Origin of the sequence: Streptomyces sp. DG2A-72, assembly GCF_030499575.1 — a bacterium.
Classification (GTDB): Bacteria; Actinomycetota; Actinomycetes; order Streptomycetales; family Streptomycetaceae; genus Streptomyces.
This window is the reverse complement of record NZ_JASTLC010000001.1, coordinates 3,025,330-3,045,807: the sequence shown is the minus strand read 5'-3', so window position 1 is coordinate 3,045,807 and position 20,478 is coordinate 3,025,330. Positions and strand designations below refer to the sequence as shown.

Annotated in this window: 18 protein-coding genes and 4 pseudogenes; 10 read left to right on the top strand and 12 right to left on the bottom strand. The window is 69.7% G+C overall.

Going from position 1 to position 20,478, the window contains the following annotated elements; translation table 11 throughout:
• The first annotated feature begins 35 nt into the window (after window positions 1-35).
• Window positions 36-911, top strand: a complete 876-nt coding sequence (locus QQY66_RS14630) for a RimK family alpha-L-glutamate ligase (RefSeq protein ID WP_301979852.1) — start codon at window positions 36-38, stop codon at window positions 909-911.
• Window positions 912-1,050: 139 nt separating this feature from the next.
• On the opposite strand, the gene QQY66_RS14625 is transcribed toward QQY66_RS14630, so the two are convergent.
• Entirely contained in the window at window positions 1,051-1,521 is a 471-nt protein-coding gene (locus QQY66_RS14625; protein ID WP_301979851.1) for an NUDIX domain-containing protein, read from the bottom strand.
• On the opposite strand from QQY66_RS14625, the gene QQY66_RS14620 reads away from it, so the two are divergent.
• Window positions 1,520-1,645, top strand: coding sequence for a hypothetical protein (locus QQY66_RS14620; RefSeq protein WP_301987768.1), 126 nt, complete (start codon window positions 1,520-1,522; stop codon window positions 1,643-1,645). The genes QQY66_RS14625 and QQY66_RS14620 overlap by 2 nt on opposite strands.
• A 72-nt stretch (window positions 1,646-1,717) precedes the next feature.
• Window positions 1,718-2,553: pseudogene (locus QQY66_RS14615) on the top strand (protein kinase).
• Window positions 2,554-2,601: 48 nt separating this feature from the next.
• On the opposite strand, the gene QQY66_RS14610 reads toward QQY66_RS14615, so the two are convergent.
• The gene (locus QQY66_RS14610) at window positions 2,602-2,967 is read right to left on the bottom strand and encodes a hypothetical protein (protein ID WP_301979850.1); all 366 of its coding nucleotides are present in this window, start codon (window positions 2,965-2,967) and stop codon (window positions 2,602-2,604) included.
• A gap of 121 nt (window positions 2,968-3,088) precedes the next feature.
• Here QQY66_RS14610 and QQY66_RS14605 point away from each other — a divergent pair, with 121 nt between their 5' ends.
• Window positions 3,089-3,688, top strand: a complete 600-nt coding sequence (locus QQY66_RS14605) for a GNAT family N-acetyltransferase (RefSeq protein ID WP_301979849.1) — start codon at window positions 3,089-3,091, stop codon at window positions 3,686-3,688.
• 68 nt (window positions 3,689-3,756) lie between these two features.
• Window positions 3,757-4,256, top strand: a pseudogene (locus tag QQY66_RS14600) (hypothetical protein); the annotation flags it as partial.
• Between the two features lie 37 nt (window positions 4,257-4,293).
• On the opposite strand, the pseudogene QQY66_RS14595 reads toward QQY66_RS14600, so the two are convergent.
• Window positions 4,294-5,124, bottom strand: a pseudogene (locus QQY66_RS14595) (FG-GAP repeat domain-containing protein); the annotation flags it as partial.
• Between the two features lie 10 nt (window positions 5,125-5,134).
• On the bottom strand, window positions 5,135-6,826 hold the full coding sequence (locus tag QQY66_RS14590) for an LGFP repeat-containing protein (RefSeq protein WP_301979847.1): 1,692 nt from the start codon (window positions 6,824-6,826) through the stop codon (window positions 5,135-5,137).
• 233 nt (window positions 6,827-7,059) lie between these two features.
• Here QQY66_RS14590 and QQY66_RS14585 point away from each other — a divergent pair, with 233 nt between their 5' ends.
• The 5 genes and pseudogenes from QQY66_RS14585 (at window position 7,060) to QQY66_RS14565 (ending at window position 10,246) form a co-directional block, all read left to right on the top strand.
• A complete protein-coding gene (locus QQY66_RS14585) occupies window positions 7,060-7,500 on the top strand; it encodes a winged helix-turn-helix domain-containing protein (protein WP_301979846.1) in 441 nt (146 codons plus the stop codon).
• Window positions 7,501-8,145: 645 nt separating this feature from the next.
• Entirely contained in the window at window positions 8,146-8,529 is a 384-nt protein-coding gene (locus QQY66_RS14580; RefSeq protein ID WP_301979844.1) for a type II toxin-antitoxin system RelE/ParE family toxin, read from the top strand.
• A complete protein-coding gene (locus QQY66_RS14575) occupies window positions 8,526-8,864 on the top strand; it encodes a helix-turn-helix domain-containing protein (protein ID WP_103815984.1) in 339 nt (112 codons plus the stop codon). Before QQY66_RS14580 ends, QQY66_RS14575 begins: the two co-directional genes overlap by 4 nt.
• A gap of 29 nt (window positions 8,865-8,893) precedes the next feature.
• Window positions 8,894-9,115 (top strand): annotated as a pseudogene (locus QQY66_RS14570) (helix-turn-helix domain-containing protein); the annotation flags it as partial.
• Between the two features lie 582 nt (window positions 9,116-9,697).
• Window positions 9,698-10,246 (top strand): hypothetical protein, encoded by a 549-nt coding sequence (locus QQY66_RS14565; RefSeq protein WP_301979841.1) that lies wholly within the window; start codon window positions 9,698-9,700, stop codon window positions 10,244-10,246.
• A 63-nt stretch (window positions 10,247-10,309) separates the two neighbouring features.
• On the opposite strand, the gene QQY66_RS14560 is transcribed toward QQY66_RS14565, so the two are convergent.
• From QQY66_RS14560 to QQY66_RS14525, 8 genes are read right to left on the bottom strand one after another with little or no spacing between them, the layout of a single operon-like run.
• Window positions 10,310-10,909, bottom strand: coding sequence for a hypothetical protein (locus QQY66_RS14560; RefSeq protein ID WP_301979839.1), 600 nt, complete (start codon window positions 10,907-10,909; stop codon window positions 10,310-10,312).
• Window positions 10,797-11,732, bottom strand: a complete 936-nt coding sequence (locus QQY66_RS14555) for an FkbM family methyltransferase (protein WP_301979837.1) — start codon at window positions 11,730-11,732, stop codon at window positions 10,797-10,799. The genes QQY66_RS14560 and QQY66_RS14555 overlap by 113 nt, the downstream gene beginning before the upstream one ends.
• A complete protein-coding gene (locus tag QQY66_RS14550) occupies window positions 11,729-11,968 on the bottom strand; it encodes a Trm112 family protein (protein ID WP_301979836.1) in 240 nt (79 codons plus the stop codon). The genes QQY66_RS14555 and QQY66_RS14550 overlap by 4 nt, the downstream gene beginning before the upstream one ends.
• Complete coding sequence (locus QQY66_RS14545; RefSeq protein ID WP_301987315.1) at window positions 11,965-12,876, bottom strand: hypothetical protein; 912 nt, start codon at window positions 12,874-12,876, stop codon at window positions 11,965-11,967. Before QQY66_RS14545 ends, QQY66_RS14550 begins: the two co-directional genes overlap by 4 nt.
• Window positions 12,877-12,891: 15 nt before the next feature.
• Complete coding sequence (locus tag QQY66_RS14540) at window positions 12,892-13,641, bottom strand: bifunctional 2-polyprenyl-6-hydroxyphenol methylase/3-demethylubiquinol 3-O-methyltransferase UbiG (protein ID WP_301979834.1); 750 nt, start codon at window positions 13,639-13,641, stop codon at window positions 12,892-12,894.
• Window positions 13,638-15,293: a condensation protein gene (locus QQY66_RS14535; RefSeq protein WP_301979833.1), complete on the bottom strand. Its 1,656-nt coding sequence runs from the start codon at window positions 15,291-15,293 to the stop codon at window positions 13,638-13,640. The genes QQY66_RS14540 and QQY66_RS14535 overlap by 4 nt, the downstream gene beginning before the upstream one ends.
• Window positions 15,290-19,660 (bottom strand): alpha-(1->3)-arabinofuranosyltransferase family protein, encoded by a 4,371-nt coding sequence (locus tag QQY66_RS14530; protein WP_301979831.1) that lies wholly within the window; start codon window positions 19,658-19,660, stop codon window positions 15,290-15,292. The genes QQY66_RS14535 and QQY66_RS14530 overlap by 4 nt, the downstream gene beginning before the upstream one ends.
• Window positions 19,657-20,382 (bottom strand): bifunctional 2-polyprenyl-6-hydroxyphenol methylase/3-demethylubiquinol 3-O-methyltransferase UbiG, encoded by a 726-nt coding sequence (locus QQY66_RS14525; RefSeq protein WP_301979827.1) that lies wholly within the window; start codon window positions 20,380-20,382, stop codon window positions 19,657-19,659. Before QQY66_RS14525 ends, QQY66_RS14530 begins: the two co-directional genes overlap by 4 nt.
• Between the last annotated feature and the right edge of the window lie 96 nt (window positions 20,383-20,478).

Here is a 20,478-nt window from a genome sequence, read left to right as displayed (position 1 = left end):
GCCTGCGGGGACCCGTACGAGAATGGAGCCCTGCCGTGCCCCGAGTCGCCCTGGTGACCTACGACCCCCGACCGGAGCCCAGCAAGGACGCCGACCTCCCCGTGCTCCTGCGGGCGCTGCGCGAGGCCGGAGCCGAGACGGAGGCGGTGTATTGGGACGACACCGACGCCGACTGGGCCGCGTACGACCTGGCCGTCATCCGCTCCACCTGGGACTACAGCTGGCGGGCGGACGAATTCCTGGCGTGGACGCAGAAGTGCGCGACCCTGACACGGCTGGCGAATCCGGCCGAGGTCGTGCGGTGGAACGCCGACAAGCGGTACCTCGGGGATCTTGCGGGGGCGGGAGTGCCGGTCGTCTCGACTAGCTATATAGCGCCCGGGGATACGGCCCACCTCCCCCACGACCACGAGTATGTCGTCAAGCCCACCTCCGGTGCCGGCTCCCGCTACGCCGCCCGCTACACACCCGACGACCACGACACGGCCGTACGGCATCTTGCGCGGATGCACGAGGAAGGGCTGACCGCGATGGTGCAGCCGTACATGCGCGGCATCGACGTCTCCGGCGAGCGCGCGCTGCAGTTCTTCGGCGGAGGGTTGCTGCACGCCAGCCGCAAGCGGGCGGTGCTCACCCCCGGCACGGCGTACGACGCACCCAAGGTGGCCCACCCGAACCTCGAACCCTGGACCCCGACTCCGTCCGAACGCGCCGTCGCTGAACGGGCGTTGGCCGCCGTACCGGACGGGGCGGAGTTGCTGTACGCGCGCGTGGACCTGGTGGACGGTGCCGATGGTGAACCGCGGGTGATGGAACTGGAGCTGGTGGAGCCGAACCTGTTCCTGTTCCTGCATCCGGGGTCGGTGGCGGGTGTGGTTGAGGCGATCGTGGCCGCAGCCGAGTGCTCGTAACTCGGCGCAGCCATTACGGCCGCACTCTGCGGGCACAACGCAGCCGCACCTGACTGAGTTACAACGAAGGACGTCGTGATCAACGGCTTCTGTGTGTCGTCGTCGCCGTCAGATTTGCCGTCACCCGCAAACCACGAAGTCAGCCGAGATAGGGCCGCTCACGGTGCTCCAGGAAGTGACGGATCCGCAGCCGCTGCGTGTGATGCATCGGCAGTTGGTCGATCTCTTCCGGCTGGACGAACCGCAGCTCCGTGGACTCGTCCGAGATCGCGAGTCGGCCGCCGACCGCGTGGGCGGTGAAGCAGACGTTGAACTGTCGGCGCACCTCACCGTCCGAGTAGGCGATGACGTGGCGAGGGTCGGTGTACGTGCCCACGAGCCCGGTGATCTCCACGTCCAGACCCGTTTCCTCCTTCACCTCGCGGACGGCCGTTCCCGGGAGTGAGTCGGTCATCTCCATGCCGCCACCGGGTAGCGCCCAGAGATCGTTGTCCCGTCGGCGCTGAAGGAGAATGCGCCCTTCGTCGTCGGTAACCACGGCGGAAGCGGCGACCACCAAGCTGTTCGGCTCAGGTGCCGCCGGGTCGTCGTAGTACTCGGTCCGTGCCATGGTCACCCTTCAGTTACCGGTGTCGCGGGCCGGGTTCATGGTCTTCGACGACCTGTGGACCGTGGACGGCACGAACCTCGCGCAGTGCGACTCGGACTGCGGCCGACCGTACGGTCAGGCATAGCGCCCACCGCATCGGCGACGCGGCCAGCCTCCGTTCGTGGTTGGCCGCGTTCGCCCGGAAGGAGAACAGACGTTGTCAGGGTCACCTCCTGAACTGCCGATCGTGGTGCTCGACGCGCTCATGCCCATGGCCCAACGCCTGGTTCTCGATCGCCGAGGCTCAATGGTTTGGGAGGTCGAGAGCCATCGCGGTCACTATGCCGTGAAGGTCGGCTATCCGATCGAGGCCACTGCCGACTGGTCCGCCCAGCCCTGGACCGCCCTCGCACCCGCACGCGAAGGAGCCGTGCTCCATCGCCTCGGCTTCGTCGACTTCGCGTACGGCGAGTGGGAGCAGGGAACCTGGAACTTTCAGCCGTGGCACGAAGGCCGGACCTGTACCAGCTATGGGAGCCGTGCCGCCAGCCTGACTCGTCCATTGCACCGCACACCAGCGTGGCGCTGGGATGCGTCGAAGCACTGGCCGAACTCCACGTCAGGGGCTGGGCACACGGTGACGTACAGCCCGCCCACTTCATCATCGGCGCGGATCGGACCCACCTCATCGACCTCGCCCTTGCCCGAGGCGGGCACGTGCCCGAGGGGTACGACTTCCCGTTCCGCGGCTGCCTCGTCCACTACGAGGCGCCGGAGATCGCGCGCAGCGTGCTCGCAACCGGCGAAGCCGAGCTGACGCAGGAAGCCGACATCTACGCACTCGGCGCCTCCCTGCTCATCTCCGCCACAGGCTGGCGGGCGGTCGAGTACCCGGACGATGCCCCGCGCCCGGTGCAGAGAGAGGCTGTGGCGAGCGGCAGGCGTCGGCCTGTGAGGGTGCCTGGCGAGCTGGGCGAACTGGTTGACGCCATGCTCAGCCCTGTTCCTGAGGACAGGCCCACGATCTATGAGGTGGGTAAGGCCTTGAGCTGATTCCGAAGCTCTGTCCCGGCACTTCGGGCCGGGACAGCAACCGCGTGGCTACGGTTCGAGGCCGCTGGCCTTGGCGATCGCCTCTACCTCGCGGCGGAGTCGTTCCCGCTCACTGTCGCTCTGATCGGGATCCGTGCCCGTAGAGGTTCCGACGTCGACGAAGGTCTGCGTGCCGAGTGGGCCCAGGAGGGTCAGGAGTTGTTGGAGCTGCTTGCCGAACTCGGGGGTGAACAGCTCCTGTTCGCGTGGGGAGAGGGCGATGTCGATGTCGGTGTTGCGGTGGACCATCGCGTCGTTGGTGCCCTTGAGGATGCGCAGCAGCAGGTCGTACGACTCGGGATCGAGGCCGTTCTGGAGCTCGGACAGGTAGAGCGCGAACTGCTTGGTGCTCTCCAGGAATCCGTGTTCGTTCATGGGGGCATCGTGGCGGATCACCGGCTGCGATATGGGGTGTTTCTGGGGATTGGCTGTCTTTCCTCTGCCTGGCTTGACAGGACGAGGATCCATGGCAGGGGGTTCGTACAGGATGGCTCCCATGAATGCCTCCTCCATGCTGTCCGCCACGGTGATCACCTCCGACCGACTCCGGCTGCGCAAGGCCCACGACGCCGACCGCGACGGAATCATCGAGCTTCAGACCGATCCACGGGTCCGGATGTACCTCGGCGGACCGAGGCCCCGGAGTGCTGTCGAGCAGTATCTCGATGCGGCCGGTATCGCCAACGTGGCCAACAAGCCTGGCACGTTCGTCATCGCCGACAAGACGACCGACCGGCTCATCGGAACGCTCGTGCTCGACCGACGCTCCGCCGACCTTCCCGGGCATGTCACCGAGGACGGTGGGGAGCTGGAACTGGGCTACCTGCTGCGGCACAACGCCTGGGGCGCGGGCCTGGCGTTCGAGGCCGCCACGGCTGCGTTGCGCGCCGCTGCCGACGAGCTGCCCGACCAGCCGGTCCTGGTCGTGACGCAGACAGCCAACGAGCGTTCGCTCAAGCTCGCCACCCGCCTCGGCTTCCAGCGGATGAGCACGTTCGAGGCGTACGACGCGGAGCAAACCCTCGCCGTGACCAACCTGCACTTGTTCAAGGTCCCTAGTCACCGACCGCCGTCCGCTGGAGCAACCCCCACGTGAACTCCGCGGCAACCTCCCGACGCCTCCCCTCCCCATCCGGCGCCGTGAACGCAAGCCCCCACCGAGTCGGGGCCGGCTCCCGCTACGCCGCCCGCTACACCCCCGACGACCACGACACCGCCGTACGGCATCTTGCGCGGATGCACGACGAAGGGCTCACCGCGATGATCCAGCCGTACATGCGCGGCATCGACGTCAGCGGCGAGCGGGCGCTGCAGTTCTTCGGCTGAGGGTTGCTGCACGCCAGCCACAAGCGGGCGGTACTGACACCCGGCACGGCATACGACGCACCCAGGTGGCCCACCCGGACCTCACCCCCTGGACCCCGACCCCGCCCGAACCCGCCGTCGCCGAACGCGCGTTGACCGCCATACCGGACGCCCCGGACGTGCTCTACGCCCGCGTGGACCTCGTGGACGGCCCCGACGGCGCACCACGCGTGATGGAACTGGAACTGGTCGAGCCGAATCTGTTCCTGTTTCTGCATCCGGGGTCGTTGGCGGGGGTGGTCGAGGCGGTTCTGGCTGCGGCCGCTAGAAGCGGCCCTTCCGGGTTCGCGGGCGACTGAAGCTCGTGCCACACGTGAGCGTCAGTCGCCCGCAGCCCTACCAGGTGCCGGGTTCCGCGTACCAGGAACCTCGCGGACCGTTGAATCCGCCGTCCTCCCGGCTGCGGAAGGCGATCGCCCTCGTTGAGCCGTTCGCGTAGTTGTACATGACGGCGATATCCTCCCGCCCGTCGCCATCGGTGTCCCCGGACAACGGCGTGCCGGAATTGCCGACGTGCCAACTGCCCGCATTGCTACGCCAACTGCTCAGCGGGTCTCCGAACCGGCCGTCCGCCTTGGCCGGGAACGTGCGCAGGCCGGTGACGCCCTCGTCCTCGCCGTACATCGCGGCGGCGTCGGCGCGACCGTCGCCGTTGTAGTCACCGCTGGTCAGCTCCACACACTCGAACTCCCAGTTGCCCGGCTCGACATTCCACGACTTGAGCGGTTTGCCGATCGCACCGCCCGTCGTCGCGGGGAACGTCATGAGGGCGACGGCTCCGGTGCTGTAGCCGTAGATGCCGATCAGATCGTCCTTGCCGTCTCCGTCGGTGTCACCGATCGCGTACTTGGCGCTCCCGTAGTGCCAGGAACCGGCGTTGCTCGTCCACACATTCGCAGGAGCGTTGAACGTGCCATCGGCCTTGGAAAGGAACCTGTGCGCGCTCGTCGTACCGCTTCCTTCGTCGTAGAAGGCGACGAGGTCGGCCCGCTTGTCGCCGTTGATGTCGCCGGCGAGCAGGGTCGACTTGTCCCAGTCCCAGCTTCCCTTGGGGATCGTCAGCGCCTTGGTCTCCTCGAAGGTGCCTTCGGCCGTGGCGAGGAAGGACCACACGGTGATGCTCCCGTCGGCGTTCCCGTAGAAGCCCGCCACATCCGCGCGGCCGTCACCGTTGAAGTCACCCGCGGCCCACTTGCTGCGGGTGTAGTCGTATCCGGCCCGGGTGCTTCGCCCACGCCGGTTCCTCGTCCGGAGCCTTGAATCCGCCGGCGGCGGTGCCGGGCAGGACGTGTATCCCGGTGGACGCGTTCTCGTAGTTGTAGACCGTGATGAGGTCGGTGCGGCCGTCGCCGTTGACATCACCGGACAGGTCGGTGCGCAGGTGCGCGGTCCTGTCGTCCTCCTTGTGCCCGCCTGCGACTCCGCTTGTGCGGTTCCACCGGATGTAGCCGCCTTCGAAGTCCGTGCGGACCCCACCGGCCACCTCGTACTCGACCGAGGTGGGGAAGCCCAGCCAGCCGTCCTCCGCTCTGAGTTCCTCCCACTTCTTCTGAACGGAGCCGAATACCGGCCAGGCGCCGGTGGCGCCGCTGTAGAACATGGACGCCGTGTAGCCGTCCTCGCCGGGTTCGCGGAACCGCTGGTAGGCACCGGCCTTCGGGGATGTCGACTTCTGGTCCGTCATGGGGAAGCCCATGAATACCGGTCCGCCGAGCTCCCGGTACTTGGCGTAGATACGGCCAGTCATCGCGAAGGCTCCGATGTCGGGCTCCCAGTTGACGGCTCCGGCCTTGCCCGCTTTGCGGAAGGTGGTGACACGACCGGAACCATTGCCGACGCGACGCACGTCCGAGGTCGGATAGCCCAGGTAGCCCGCCTCGCGCTCCAGCTCACCCCACTTGGTCCAGATGGCGCCGCTCACCGACCACGCACCGGTGTCCGGGCTCCAGTAGATGGACCGGTTGATGGCCGTGCTCCCGGGGCTGCGGAAGTGGGCGTACCGTCCGATCTTGTCGGGTGCGGTCTTGATGTCGGTGTCGGGGTAACCGAAGTCCGACGGCCCTCCAAGCGCCTTGTACTTCGCGAGAATCGGGCCGCAGAGCGCGTGCTCGCCGGTGGCCGAGGACTTGAAGTTCTCGCACTCGGCCCAAGGGGTGCCGCCGGTGACGAGGGGACGGGCCCCGCCGAAGGCGGAACCGCCGGCGATCGCCCTGCCCGGGAACTCGACGGAACTGCCCTGGCCGTCCCGTGCCCATAGGTCGGCGAAGCCGTCGCCCTCGAAGTCACCGTTGGTCGACAGGTGCGGGTACGCGGCGGCGGTGAAGCCGGTCCCGATCGATGTCTCGCGAGGGCCGGGCTCGCCGTAGACGGTGAGGTCGGCGGCGGTGGTGTCACCTGCGACCGGGTTGGGACGGCTGGTGTACTGATGGATCTTGCCGCTCCTGATGTCCCGGGCCCAGAGCTCCGGCAGGCCGTCCTTGTTGAGGTCGCCGGGCGCCATCAGGGTCATGTTCTGCCAGTCGGCGTCGCCGAGAGAGACCGGTGGCACGTCGTCCAGGAACCCGTTCGGATCTCTGCTCCCGAAGTACAGCCACAGTTCCCCTGCGGACTTCACCAGGAGATCGGGAGCGTCCGAGCCAGTGATCTTGCCGTCCGGGTCGTCGTCATCGAAGCTGCCGACGGCGACGATCTGGTCCGCATTGCGCCAGTGGTTGGCGTCATCCCCGACGACCGTCAATTCGCGTTGTGCGCCGTCCTCGCCGCCCAACTGGCCGTCGCCACGGTTCCCATGCGGGAAGGGGCCTTTCGGCGGGAGCGCGGAAGCGGTACGGCGCGGGGCGGCGTGGGCAGGCCGAAGTTGTCGGCTCACAGGGGAACGGGGCGCCTCGAAGTTGGGCGCGGGGCCGGGGCCGGGCGGGCCTGGTCGGCGGGGCGCGGGTGGTGATCACCGGCGGGTGCGTGACGTTAACATCGCCTCACCGGCGCATTCAAGCGCATCCCTCCTGATTCCTTTCTTGTGGGTGGTGGGACGCGGGTAGTGTGGGGCCGGTTTCCCGGTTTGGACGGGCTGGATTTCGCTGGTAGAGGGCGTGGAAAGCGGGGGTGACCGGCCTGGTGGTGGCGAGGCGCGGGCGCAGGCCGGCGGGCAGCGGGGTGCCGCTGACGTTCGAGGTGATCGCCGAGACCCTGCGCGAGCGGATCCGCTCGGGCGGGTTGCGGCCGGGGGACGCGTTGCCGACGCAGGCCGTGCTGATGCGGGAGTTCGGGGCGGCGAGCCTGACCGTGCAGAAGGCCATGGCCCTGTTGAAGCAGGACGGGTGGGCCATCTCCCGTCCCGGCAAGGGAGCCTTCGTCGCCCACCACGACCACGTCGCCGACAACGCTGATGACCTCGACGGCCCGGAGGCGACCGCACCCGTTGGTGGGACGACTGCCCGCGTCGAGGCACTGGAACGTGCGCTGGCCGAGGCCGCTCAGCAGATTGCCGACCTCCGTGGCCGCGTCGAGGCCCTGGAGACGGGCAGCGGCAAGCGGGGCCACTGACCCGCCGTGCCGGGACGCTGGTCAGGGCTGTCAGGGCGGTGCGTTCAGATTTTCTCTACGAGGTTCAAGGCGGGCCCCACCCGCATTGGCTGACCGCCGTCGCTGACAAGCCCGCCGTTCGCTCGGGAGGCCAGCCGCCCAGGCAAGGGAACGGTCCAGGACTGCGAGAGCGGCAACCGGCCAGATTGCCGGGATGATCGGAACCGGGCTCCTGGCGGAGCAAGTTGTCGCCCACGACCGTCCTACGGCCGGATCGCAGGCACATGGCCGACCAGGGGGCCGACCCTCACGCCCGCCGCCGGACTCGCCGAGGGCGGTGGCCTGCGTCGCCTCCGGCGGGGAGCGAAGCTCCCGGCCACCCGTCGGAGGCCGCTCCCTCCCGCCCCGGCCCCGCGCCGCAAGACTGGGCGACGCACCAGCCCGGCCGTACGCTGCCTCTCCCGCTCGGGCCCGATCCTGCCGAAAGAAGCCGACCCTGCGCCGCCTCGGCAGGTTGCCGCTGGTTTGCGGGCGGCGCCGTGGCATCAGGACGAAAGGGGGAATACGGGGGAGTGCGACGCTGGAGTGGCTGCGGTCGCGGCGACGGCACACGACCTGAACTACGAAGTCGCGTTCCCGCACCCCGTGCCATATATCATCGGCGCTATGGACAGTGGGCGGTACTCGATCGAGATCGAGCCGGAGGTGCGGCTGTGGCTGGAGAACATTCCCGCCCATCACTACAAGCAGGCCGAACGCGTCGCCGACCTGCTCGCCGAGCAGCCCACCACGCTCGACGAACCGCACTCCCGCCACCTGGGCGGCAAGCTCCGCGAGCTGCGCTTCCGCCTGGGCGATGCCCATCAGCGGATCACCTACTGGCTGGCGCCCGGCCGACGTGTCGTGCTGCTCACCGTGTTCCGCAAGACCAAGATGCGCGAGCAGGCCGAAGTGGACCGCGCCCACGCCGCACAGCGATTGTGCGAGGCAGAGCATGAAGCCGCCTCCGAGCACGACCTCTACAGCCGCAACCTCAAGGAGAACCGATGAACCACAGCGAATGGAGGACCCGTCGCCACCGCCAGCTGCTGGGCGAACACCTGGACGCTGACCCCGAGTACGACCGGGTCTACGAAGAGGCCGGCCTCGCCATGACGTTGGGCAAGGCCGTCTACGACCGGCGTAAGCAGCTGGGTCTGAGCGAGGCCGATCTCGCCGAGCGCATGCACGTCGACGTCGATGACATCGAAGGCATCGAGACGGCCACCGAGCTGCCGCCCATCGCGGTCATCATGCGCCTGGCCCGCGCACTGGACCTCACGGTGGACGTGCACCTCGCCGGCGGAGACGAGCCCACCGTCACCATCGTCGCCCCAGCGGCCTGAGGCGGGGAGGAACCATGCAGGACCCGCCTTCCGTGCTCGCCCGTGAGCTCGGGCAACTCGTCCACGACCGGCGCATCGAGCTCGGGCTGTCCCAGGCCGAGCTGGCCGAGCGGTGCGGGATGAAGCAGCCGCAGATCTCCCGCTTCGAAGGCGGCGGGACCGTGCCCACGCTTCCCCTCCTGCGCCGCCTGGCTCAGGCTCTCGGCGCCGACCTGACCATCAGCCTCACCCCGCACGACAAAGCCGCTTGACACGCATTCGGAATTCCTGGAATTCCCCAGGCAGTGTAGACCACTGACGGCAGTAGTGACGGCAACACCAGCAGACTCCAGCGCACGGGCACGAACATCCGGCGACTGCCAAATCGCCCGCTGACCAGCAAACTTGCAGGTAGGAGCGGGCTGGCCTGCACACGTACTATGTGCTGGCAGGCGACACGCCGGTCCTGGTCCACAATTGCAAGGGGGCGAAACTTGAGCTGACTTACAAGCCCGACCGGTCGCCGGAACAGATTGCGGCGGCTGACGAAAAGGTTGCTGCTCTGAATTCCGCTCCGCAGCTCATTGTGACAAAGGTTCAGCGTTCGGGAAGTGCTGCTGATGTCTGGCGTCGAGCCGGAAATCAGTCAGTTCCTGGAACTGACATCGACCACAAGATCGACCTTTAGCTCGGCGGGCTTGATGACGTCAGTAATATGTGGCCACTCGATAGTTCGGTGAACCGAAGCCTCGGGTCTCAAATATCAGCACAGCTTAAGAAGCAAGGACTGCAACCAGGCGACTTGGTGTGCAGCATCTCGATCACAGTCAGAACATGTTAGGTGGGGCAGAGCCATGCAGTTGCGTGACTTGGACGTCTCTCACGCTGTGGCGACCAGTGCCGGCCTGTTTGGCGTCTGGCGTGCGAGCGCTTTCGACCACGTCAACGAGCTGGATCAGTGGGAGGATGAGGTAGCGGAGGACTCTGCCCTCGAACGCCAGATCTCGGTCGGCGCCTTTGTGCCGATCAACATTGGAGGTAACGGGGCATTCCAGGTTGCCGTGCGCGGCGTGGAGGATCCGGGAAATCTGAGCGAACGAGAGCGATCCTATCTCCTCGTCTCGTCTGATCCATATCTCCTCGTCTCGGACGGGGTACTGGAACTCGGCGGACTCGAAGCCGTAGGAAATTATGTCGACGCGGAGAAAGTGGAGATTCGGCTCGACAATGGTAGGTATGCTGCAGTCGTCCACCTGGTGGATTGGCAAGCGGAGCCCGGTAGTCGTGGAGCTGATGGAAAGCCCTCAGCGGGGGCTCTTCCGGACTTCATTGTTGAGATCTTCCCCGAAGTCCAGGGAGGGCTGAAGTACCGCACTAAGGTCGAGACCTTCGACCGGCCGTAGTTTGAAGAATCCATGGCGCCGCCGGGACCGGTGTGACGGCAGTGGTGACGGCAACGCCACGGGCTACACCACCACGTCGCCGACCGCCGTCCGCTGCAGCAACCCCCACGTGAACTCCGCGACCACCTCTCGACGCCTCCCCTCCCCATCCGGCGCCGTGAACGCCAGCCCCCACCGAGTCGGGGCCGAACCCTCCAGTGGGCGGGCCGGGGCGAAGGCTTGGGCTGCCTCGTCGACCGTGCAGGACCAGGGGGTGAGGTCGTCCAGGGTGCGGAGGGTCGGGCTCTCCGCACCCGGCGCGCGGACCAGCCACTCGTTCCACACCGCGCCGTTCGGGGCGACGAGTACCTCGAAGCGCAGGTCCGGCCAGAGGGGAAGCGGCCACTGCCAGGCCTCGCACTTCAGGTCGCCGATCGTGCGCGGGATCGTCGACTCCGGGGCGCCCAGGATCGAGCGGTAGCGGGACGCCGCCGCTCGCGCCCGCGGTGAGTGGAGCATTGCCTGCCAGCGCTTGTTCGCCTCGCGCATGTCCGCGATGGAGGCGCCCAGTTCAGCTCGTGCGTCCGCCACCAGGTCCGGATTGTGGTCGGCCATGCGGCGCAGCAGGACCAGTTGGAAGTCGAGGGGGGTGAAGGGGCCTGGGGGGCGCGTTGCGGACGGCATGCCCCCCATCGTCGCTCACCTCGTCGCTCACCACGCGACCGCCCGGACGGCGGCCGTCCGGGAGGAAGAGGACGGAGTTGATGTAGCGGGGGCGGTGGCGGAAGGGGAGGACGCGGGGGAGCAGGCCCTGGGAGACGACGTGGGCGGCCTCCGCCTGGTGGGCCTCCAGGGGGAAGGAGGCGAGCGGGACCCAGGTGTCGCCGGGCAGGACCCAGCCGTCGTAGCGGAGCAGGGAGAGGTAGGTGACTACGCGGGCTATCGGCTGGATGCGGGACTCCAGCTCGACGAACAAGGCCGGGCGGTCGCGGGAGAGGATGCCCGTCGCGCCGCGCAGCACCGCCAGTTCGCCGCCGTCCACGTCGATCTTGATGAAGTCGACATTTCGGAGCCCCAAGTCGTCCAGGGCTACGCATCCGACGTCCAGCGCACGGCTGTGGATGTCTCGGCGGACCAGGGACGACACGCCCCTGTCGCCCGGGTCGTCCGCCGGGAGCCAGAGGCGGGCCATGCCGGGGCGGTCGGAGGCGGCGGCGCGGATCACGCGGACGTTCGGTGGGGCCGTGCCGGCGAGGAGGCGTGCCAGGTGGGGGACCGGTTCCACGGTTACGACCTCGCGGGCACGCCTTGCCAGGCGGCGCGTCCAGGGGCCGTACCAGCCGCCGATGTCCACCGCCGTGCCGCAGTCCGGTGGGCACAGCTCGCCGAGCCGGGCCAGCTCCGGTTCGAAGCGGGGGTAGACGGCCCGGGCGGCTGCCGCGACCAGGCGGGTCGGGAGCAGAGGCGCCACACGGGCGGCAAGGGTTTTGGGGTCCGTGGTCGTCATGGGGCCATCCGCTTGACGAGTTTGAGTAGTTCCTCGTGTTCGTCGTCCGTGACCTGCTCCCCGGACGAGGGCAGCAGCTGCGGGATGCCGTCGACTATCGGGTAACGGCGGCGCAGGCGCGGGTTGTACAGCAGTTCCTCCTTGTCGGTCTCGTCCGTCTCATCCGTGACGAGGTGCAGCGGGCCCTTGTCCAGCGGACACGCCAGGATCTGGAGCAGGGGGTCGTCGGGTTTCACGGTGGTGTCAACTCCTTGGCACCGAGGGAGGGTTGGGCGGCTGCCTGCCGGTCGTGCTTGGGCATGGTCAGCAGTACGGTGATCGCCAGCGCCGTGCCCGCGAGCCGCAACGCCAGCCGCAACGGCTCCTGTGGCAGCGCCTCGCCGAACGACAGCGTGCCGAGCACGGCCGTATAGAGGCAGGTCACCGTCGTACACACCGGCACGATCAGCGAGGCCCGGCAGCGTTGCAGCGCCGCCTGCGACATGACCAGCCCGAACGCGCCGGTGAACAGCAGGAGATACGGATACGGGGAGCGGAGGAGATTGAGCAGCGCCTCGCCGATTCCGCTTGCCGTGAGGTAGTTGGAGACGCCCTTGATGGCCAGCGAGCTGACGCCGTACAGCACGCCCACGGCCACGCCGTATTCGACGCCGGTCGTCGGCAGCCGGTGCCGGTGGCGGGCGCGGCGCTCGGCGGAGCCGTACAGCCAGACGCCGGCGGCGAGCGAGGGTACGCAGACGAGGAGGATCAGGGGGTACGGTGCCTCGCTGCCCACGGTGTCCGTGTCCTCCCGCAGCGACAGCACGACCATCAGCAGCGCGGCGAGGATCGCGCCGAGCGCGTACCGCTCGCGGCCGGTGGTCTCCTCGCCGAGCAGCCGCGCCGACAGCAGCACCAGCAGTACCAGGCCGGAGACGAAGATGCCCTGCGCGGCGGCGATCGGGAGCGTGCGGTAGACGACCAGCTGTGCGGCGAAACCGGCGGCCAACGACAGCGATCCGCCTATCCACAGCGGGCTGCCGAGGACCAGCCGCAGCAGCTTCGCCGGTTCGCGCACGGTGACCTGGGGCAGGGCCGCGAGCGCCCGTTTCTCCAGGACGAAACCGGTGCTGTACAGGACGTTCGCCAACAGGGCCGCGGCCACTCCCCACCACATCGGCTACGTCCTTCGCGCGTGCAGGAGGAGGATCGAGGCGAGCGGTGCTCTGGAGCAGGCGAGGCGGTCGAGCGGGCGCAGGGGACGCGGTACGCCGTGGAAGGGGGCCCCTTTGAGTCGTACGACCTCGAAGCCGGCCGTGGTGACGTACTCGCGGAGGGCGCGGGCCGTGTAGAGCCGCAGATGTCCTACGACCTCCCGTCCCGGCCGGCCGTGGATCGCGCGCAGGCTGACCTCCGAGAAGACGGGCTGCACGCCCGCGAGGAGGAGGGCGCGGTTGTACCAGGCGGCCAGGTTCGGGGTGGACAGCATCAGATGGCCGCCCGGGCGCAGCACGCGGCGGATCTCGTCCAGGGCGGCGTCCGGGTCCACGAGGTGCTCGATCACCTCGCTGAACAGCACGGCGTCCGCCGAACTGTCCCTGAAGGGGAGGGAGTTGAGTTCTGCGCGGAGGGTGTACGGGATTCTGGTGTGCGCGCGTTTCAGGGCGTCCTGGGACCAGTCGACGCCGATGATGCGGTGGCCGGGGAGGAGAGGTGCGGTGGTGGCGGCTGCCGTGCCGTCGCCGCAGCCGATGTCGAGGATCGTGCGGGTGCGGCCGGACGGGCCGGTCGACGGGCCGAGGGCGGTGGCCAGGAGGCGGGCCTGGCGGAGGGTGCGGGGGGTGCCGGAGGCTACGGGGACCGCCGGGTTCTCGTAGAAGTCGCGGAGTTCCGTGCGGGGTGGGGTGGTGGTCGTGGACGTGGTCGTCATGGGGCCACCTCCGTGGTGTGCAGATAGTGCTCGAACAGGTCACGCAGGTGCGCGCCGTCGCCGTGGCTGAGCAGGGCGTGGGACCAGCGCAGGGCCAGGTGCAGGCGGCCGGCGGTGGAGGCGGTGGTGACGGTGAGGCCGCGGGGCATTCTGGCGGGCGCCGAGAACCAGACGGCGTGCGCGCGGCCTGCCTCCTCGCCGAAGTCCAGGGGGTACGGGATGCGGCCGATGTTGCTGAGGAGGGTGGTCGAAGTCCAGGGGGCGGCTGCCCGGCGGAGGGTTCTCGTGAGGGCGGCGCGCCAGGACACGGGGGTGACCGGGGCGGTGAGGAGGGTGGCTCCGTGGCCGAGTTGGGGGCGGGGGAGGGACTTGAGGGCGCGGGTTCTTGTCGCCGTACGGCTGAGGAGTGCGGGCATGTCCGTCGGGTTCAACTCGTCCGGGGTGAAGGGGACTTCGACCAGGCGGGTGCCGTTGCCTATCGGCATCGTCGTGTCTCTGGGGCGGTCGTCCACGGGCATCGTGATGCGGAGGGGGCGGGGGTGTTCGCCGTGTTCTCTGTTCCAGTGGCTGATCATCAGGGCTGTGGCGACCATGAGCTGGTCGTTCACCGTGTAGGGGGAGCCTTTGGGGCGGTGGGGGAGGGGGAGTTCGGTGACGAGCATGCCGTTGCCGGGGGAGGGTTCGGGGGTGCCGGGGGCTACTCGGGCGGGGGGTGACCAGTTGGAGGGGGTCTCTTCGGGGTGGGGTGGGGGTTGGGTCGCGCGGATGGGTGAGGCTGCGGGGGAGTTGTCCCGGCCGCTGTACAGCTCGGCGGCGGTGGCGAGGACGCGGAGGCAGGCGGGGCCGTCGAGGGCGGTGTGGTTGATGGTGAGGAAGAGGACGGTGCCTTTGCTGTGACCGGCGTTGCTGCTGGGGGGTTGGGGCGCTGGCCGGCGCTGGCCGGGTGCCGCTGCGCCCACCCGTGCCGCCCCAGCGGCACGACTGCCCGCAGCGGCGGCGGATGCGGCGGATGCAGCGGCGGTGGGTACAGCAGTGGCGGCGGTTGCGTCGACGCCGCTGCTGGGGTGGGCGTCGTCCCGGCCCGCACGACTGTCCGCGGCGGCGGGATGATGGGTGCCGCTGCCCGCAGCTACGGCGCTCGCGTGGGCGTTGCCCCGGCCCGCACCACTGCCCGCACCGCTACCCGCAGCCGCGGCCGGTTCGCCCACCGCGTCCGTCGCCTCGCTCCCCTCCACCGGCCCCGCCCCCGCCCCCGCCCCCTCCACCACCTCCAGCCGTATCGGCGGGGAAGCCGTCAACGGTGGGGCCTCCGCCAGCGCGCGGGTCCGCGCGTCCCGTAGCGCATCCCGGCTCGGCGGGAGGAAGGTCACGACCTCCATATCCGGATCCGCCGTCAGTTCCCACTCGTACCGCCGCCGGTACCACCGCCCCGCCGCCTCCCGCATGAGGATGCGGGGGTGGCGGCGGAGGGCCTCGTTGAAGGCGGCCCGTAGGCGGTCGCGGTCCAGGTGGCCCGGGAGGTGGACCTCGATGTGGACCGTTTCCGGTTCCTCCTCCTGGAGGCAGTGGCGGGAGATCTCGTCCACCACCGGGAACGGGATGCGCTCGGGAGGCCGTACGGGGCCTTCGGCGCGGTGCTCCAGCGTCGTCATGCGCGGTCTCCCCTCAGGTCGGCCTGGGGTGTCACCCTGAACTTCGGCTTGCGGAACGAGAAGCGCACGGTGGGCGGATCGGGCGCCGGGCCGCCGGGGCCCCGCGCCGAGACGGTCGGGCCGGAGTCCGGGCGGGCAGGCGGCGGGGGCTCGGCTCCGAGAGGGCTCGCGCCCCGCTGCCGTTGCGGCAACTGCTGCGTCGGTTCTTCCGAGGCGGGCGGACCCCCGACCGGTGGCGGCACCGCCGTCGAGTCCCGCTCCCGCACGCTCACCAACCCCGCGAACAACCCGATCAGCGCGAGGAGTTGAGCCGCCGGTCCGAAGGCCCCCTCCTCCGCGCCCACCGGCTCCCCGGCCCTCACCGCCGCCGCGATCCCCGCCCCCGCGAGCGCGACGAACGCGATCGGTACGAGCAGTGTGTGCCGCCGGTGAGCGAGTAGCGCCAACGCCGGTACCAGCAGCGCGAACCACCCGGCGATCACCGCGCCCACCAGCGTCAGCGCCACAGTCCCGAGCCACAGGCCCGGCGGCGGGGGCACCGGCTGCGGATCGTCGGGGTTCGGGGCGCGCCGGCGCCAGAGGACAAGTCCCACCAGGGCCGCCACCGCTGCACCCCCGCCGATCAGCGTGGCGTCGTACGTCGTCGCGGGTTCGTACGACAGCTTGACCGTGCCGCCCGCCCCGGCCGGGATCCGCCAGCCCTGCTGCCAGCCGTCGAGGCGGACCGGGGACAACTCGTCCCCGTTCAGGGTGGTTTTCCAGCCGTCGTTGTAGTTCTCGTACGTCGTCAGGTACGTGGCCGCGCCCGACCCGACCGTCACCTGGCGCTGGTCGCCCAGCCAGTCACGTATCCGGAGGTCGCGGTCCGCGGACGTGGGCTCCGTGAGCGCGCCGCCGCGCGTCAGGGTGACATCGGTGAGCGCGAGCGGCCCGGCGTCCCCGCCCTCGACCCGATGCGGGCCGGAGGTCAGGTCCAACTCGGCGTCCGCTCGCCCCTCCTGGCAGAGCGTCACCTGAACAGGGCGCCGTTCCGTCAGGTCCCGTACCGTCCCCCGCACACTCGTCTCGTACAACTCCCCGTCCACCGCCATCACCGGCCCCTGCCCGCACGGCAGCGAGAAGGCCCGCGTGGCGGCCGGCTGGGGCGTGCGGTAGCGGTCGAGCGCCGGGATGTACGCCTCCGTCAGGCCCACCGGAAGGCGGAGATCTTCATCCACGACCGGGTTGTGCAGCGTCAGCGGAGCCGTCGCCGTGACGGTGATGTCGAGGCGGTCCGTGGTGATCGGCGGGAAGCGGACCCAGCCGTTCTCGTCGACGCCGGCGAGGGCCGCGCCGTCCGGGGAGCTGATCTGTACCTCGGTGGGGCGGGTGGAGAGGCCGCCCGCGGGGGCCAGGACCAGTTCGCCGACGGGCTGTTCGCCGTCCCAGCGGAGGTGGATGGTGGGGCGGTCGCCCGCGATCCACGCCGTGGTCAGGTCACCGTCGGTGAGGTTGCGCGCCGCCAGGCCCGCGCCGAGCCGTGCCGTGGAGTCGGCGGTGGCGACGATGCGGTTCTGCTGGTCGGGCGCGACGTCGTACAGCAGCCGGTCGAGTTCCGCGCCCGGCACCGGCACCGCGCTCGCCGTCACCTCGTACGCCCCTGCCGTGCCCGTGGAGAAGCGGCGGTGCAGGCCCGCCTCCGTGCCCGTCGCCGAGAGACCGGTCGGGTCGGCCGTGCGGTGCAGCGAGACGATCTCCGCGGCGGCACCGGCATCCTGCGCGTCCGTCGGCAGCCGCAGCATGCGCGTGACCTGCACGTCAGGCAGCGAGATCTCGGAGAAGCCCGCACCCGTCAGACCTGTGTGCCGCGCCACCGAGTCGACGATCGTCAGCCGCATCCAACTCGTCTCACCCGCGGGCGCCTTGATGCTCTGCGCCGTCCCGTCCGGGCGCAGGACGCTGGTCCGCACCCCCTTCTCCGTCTCCACCCGCACCCGCGTCGCAGCCGACCGCACGCTCTCCTGCGGCAACGGCGAAACCCTGAACGACGACGGCATGTCGTACGCCTCACTGAACCCGATCCGCAGCCACTGACCGTCCGCCGAGCCCGCCGAGCCCTCCGCCCAGGCGGTGTCCGGGTTGCCGTCGAAGGCGTTCACCGGGTCGTACTGCGGGAGATGGAACAGCCAGTTGCCGTACGAGGAGGCCGTGACCGAGCGGGCGCCGCGCAGTTCGGCGACCGTCTGATGGCCGAGGCCCTCGGTCGGCAGGATCTGGTGGGGCTTCTCGCCGGCGTCCTGGGCGGCGTCCGGCGCGTTGCGTTCGTCGCGGGTGTACGTGTACGACGTGTTGGCGTTGACCAGCCCGAACCGTGTGTCCGCGCGACGCAGTCCGTCCCCGACCACCTGCACGGGTGGCGTGCCGAGCCCGGGATGGTTGTCCCCGGTCAACACCGTGGCCCGGCCCCGGAGTTCGGTCGCCAGCGGCAGCAGCGCCTCCGGGCCGCCGGAGACCACAGCCGTGTCGGACACCGGCAGCAGAGAAGCCTGCCCGGGACGTGGCACACCCTCGTCCCCCGGCGGCTGGTAGATCTCCACCGCCCGCTGCCTCGGATAGATGCCCTCGATCTCCAGCGGGGTGCCCTCGGCGATCCGGCCGCCCGTCATGACCGGACCCAGGCCCTTCACCCGCTCATACCCGGACTGTTCCAGGGTGCGCTTGACCGTCGTGGTCGGTACGTAGCCGATCTGGTCGGGGTCGAGGTCGTTGCGGACGACGACGTAGTGGAGGCCGGCCCGGCTCAAGTAGTCGGCCAGACCCGGGACTTCACCTCCCGACATCAGCGCCTGCTCCACGGCGTCCATCGCGCGCCGGTTGCCGGGGGTGCCCATGGGGACGTAATCCCGTTGCGCCCAGCGCGACTCGGCCACCACGTCCAACGGCTGGTCGATGGTCGAGCCCCAGGTGTAGATGCCGTGCGCGGTCGCCGGGACCACCAGGGCACGCGAATCCGGCGAATACTCCTCCAGCCAGTCCGCCGTCGCCGTCCAGTACTTGGGGATCTCCTGGAAGGAACCCGGGTTCAGGATCGACCCGTTGAGATACGGCCACATCAGCCCCGGCAGCACCAGCACCGCCGCGATCAGAGGTGCGAGACGACGGCCACGGACCGGGCGGGTGCCGCGCTGCTCGGCGGCCACGCCCACCAGATGGGCCAGGCCCAGGACGAGCGCGAGGGCGAGGCCCGGCAGGAACTTGTAGATGTTGCGGAAGGGAGCCAGCCCGCCGTTCAGCCAGTCCTGTACCACCCCGTGGAAGGGCGCCCCGAACGCCCCGCCGTACCCGGCGAGCACGATCACCGCCACCGTCAGCACGGTCAGCACCAGCCAGCGCCGCTCCGGCAGATCACGCCGGGCCAGTCCCGCGAGGCCGAGTCCGGCGGCCAGCGTCGAGCAGACGATCACGACCACCGACGACACGACGGTCCACCCGGCGGGCAGCCAGGCCTCACCGAAGTGCAGATAGGCGACCCAGTTCCCGGCGCCGCGCAGTGCCTCCGTCGCCGCCATCGTGTCCGTCGTGGTCTGCGAAGTCTCCACGTACGGAAGGAAGTTCTCGCCGTAGAAGCCGAGCAGCAGCAGCGGGATCCACCACCATGCGGTCGCCAGGATCATCCCGGGCACCCACCAGGCGATCAGCTTGCGCTGCCGTGGCCCGGGCGGTCGGGACAGCAGATACAGGCCGACCGGCAGCAGGGACGCCAGCGTCGCCGCCGCGTTGACCCCGCCCATGAACGGCACGATCAGCGCGGAGCGGAGGGCGGCGACGCGTGCGGCGTACCGCTCGTTCGTCAGCGGCAGCAGCACCCACGGCAGGAACGCACCGGGCAGCGCCGCCGCCGACGTGGACCCGACGACGATCGTGAAGGTCGGCCACAGCGCATACGCCACCGCCCCGACCAGCCGGGACCCACCGCTGCCGATCCCCAGCCGCTCGGCCAGCCGCAGCGCACCCCAGAACGCGACGGACACGATCAGCGACAGCCACAGCCGTTCCGCCAGCCACACCGGCAACCGCACCAGATCGCACAGCCAGTAGTACGGCAGCATCGGCCACAGATAGCCGACGTACTGGTCCGAGATCCCGCCGAAGGAACCCCGGTCTTGCCACAACTGGCCCAGATCGGCGAGGAATTGACCGGGGTCGACGGTCACGCCCAGCTTCGTGTCGAAGGTCTGCCGCCCCGGGTGCACCGCGAGCAGCAGCACGAAGACCACGGCCCAGAACCCCAGCAGCCAGCGCCGCGACCGGGGGCCGTGCGGCGGGCCCGACGCGGTCGTGGTGGTGGGGACGGCTGCCGGAGGAGGAGCCTGGACCGTGGTCGTCATGGAGGACACCGCCGGAGGACGAGGAGGAGATTCCAGGTGGCCACCTCACGGATGCCCGGCGCCTTGACGACGGTCTCCGCGAGGAACGGCCAGTAGCGGGAACGCGCCGAGACGACCGTGACGTCGTCCCGGGCACGCACCTGCCGCAGGGTGGGGCCGATGTGCACGGCGAACAGGTTCTCGCCGAGGGTGTGCTTCGCGGGCTTCCCGGTACGGCGCCGATGGCGGGCCCGGGCCCACTCCGCACCGAAGTAGTGCCAGGGCGCCCACTCATGACCGCCCCACGGGGACAGCCAGTTGGTGAACGACACATAGATCAGCCCACCGGGCCGGGTCACCCGCACCAGCTCACTCAGGAACGTCTGCGGATCGGCCACATGCTCGAGCACATTGGACGAGAAAGCCACGTCCGCGACTGAGTCGTACAACGGCAGCAGATAACCGTCCGCGACCACGGCCCCGTCAGGCGGCTTCTCACCCAGCTCACGTACGTCGGGCTCGAAGAGGTGCGCGCGGGCGCCACGTCTGCGGAACTCCTCGGTGAAGTACCCGCTGCCGCCACCGACATCGACGACGGTACGCCCGACGACGGGACCGCCGTAAGCCTCGACCTGATCGACAGCATCCCGGGCGAGGAGCGAGTAGCAGGCGTCGGGGTCGTCCTGCTCATGCAGAAACGCACGGAAGAGAGTGAGGGACCGCCGAAGCGAGGGATCCTTCATTTGCCGACGTGCTGGGGCGCCCCGATAGGGGCGCGGGGAACTGCGCGACCAGCCACCACGGACCCGCAGTCGCAACCCGGCCTGACCGCCACGGCG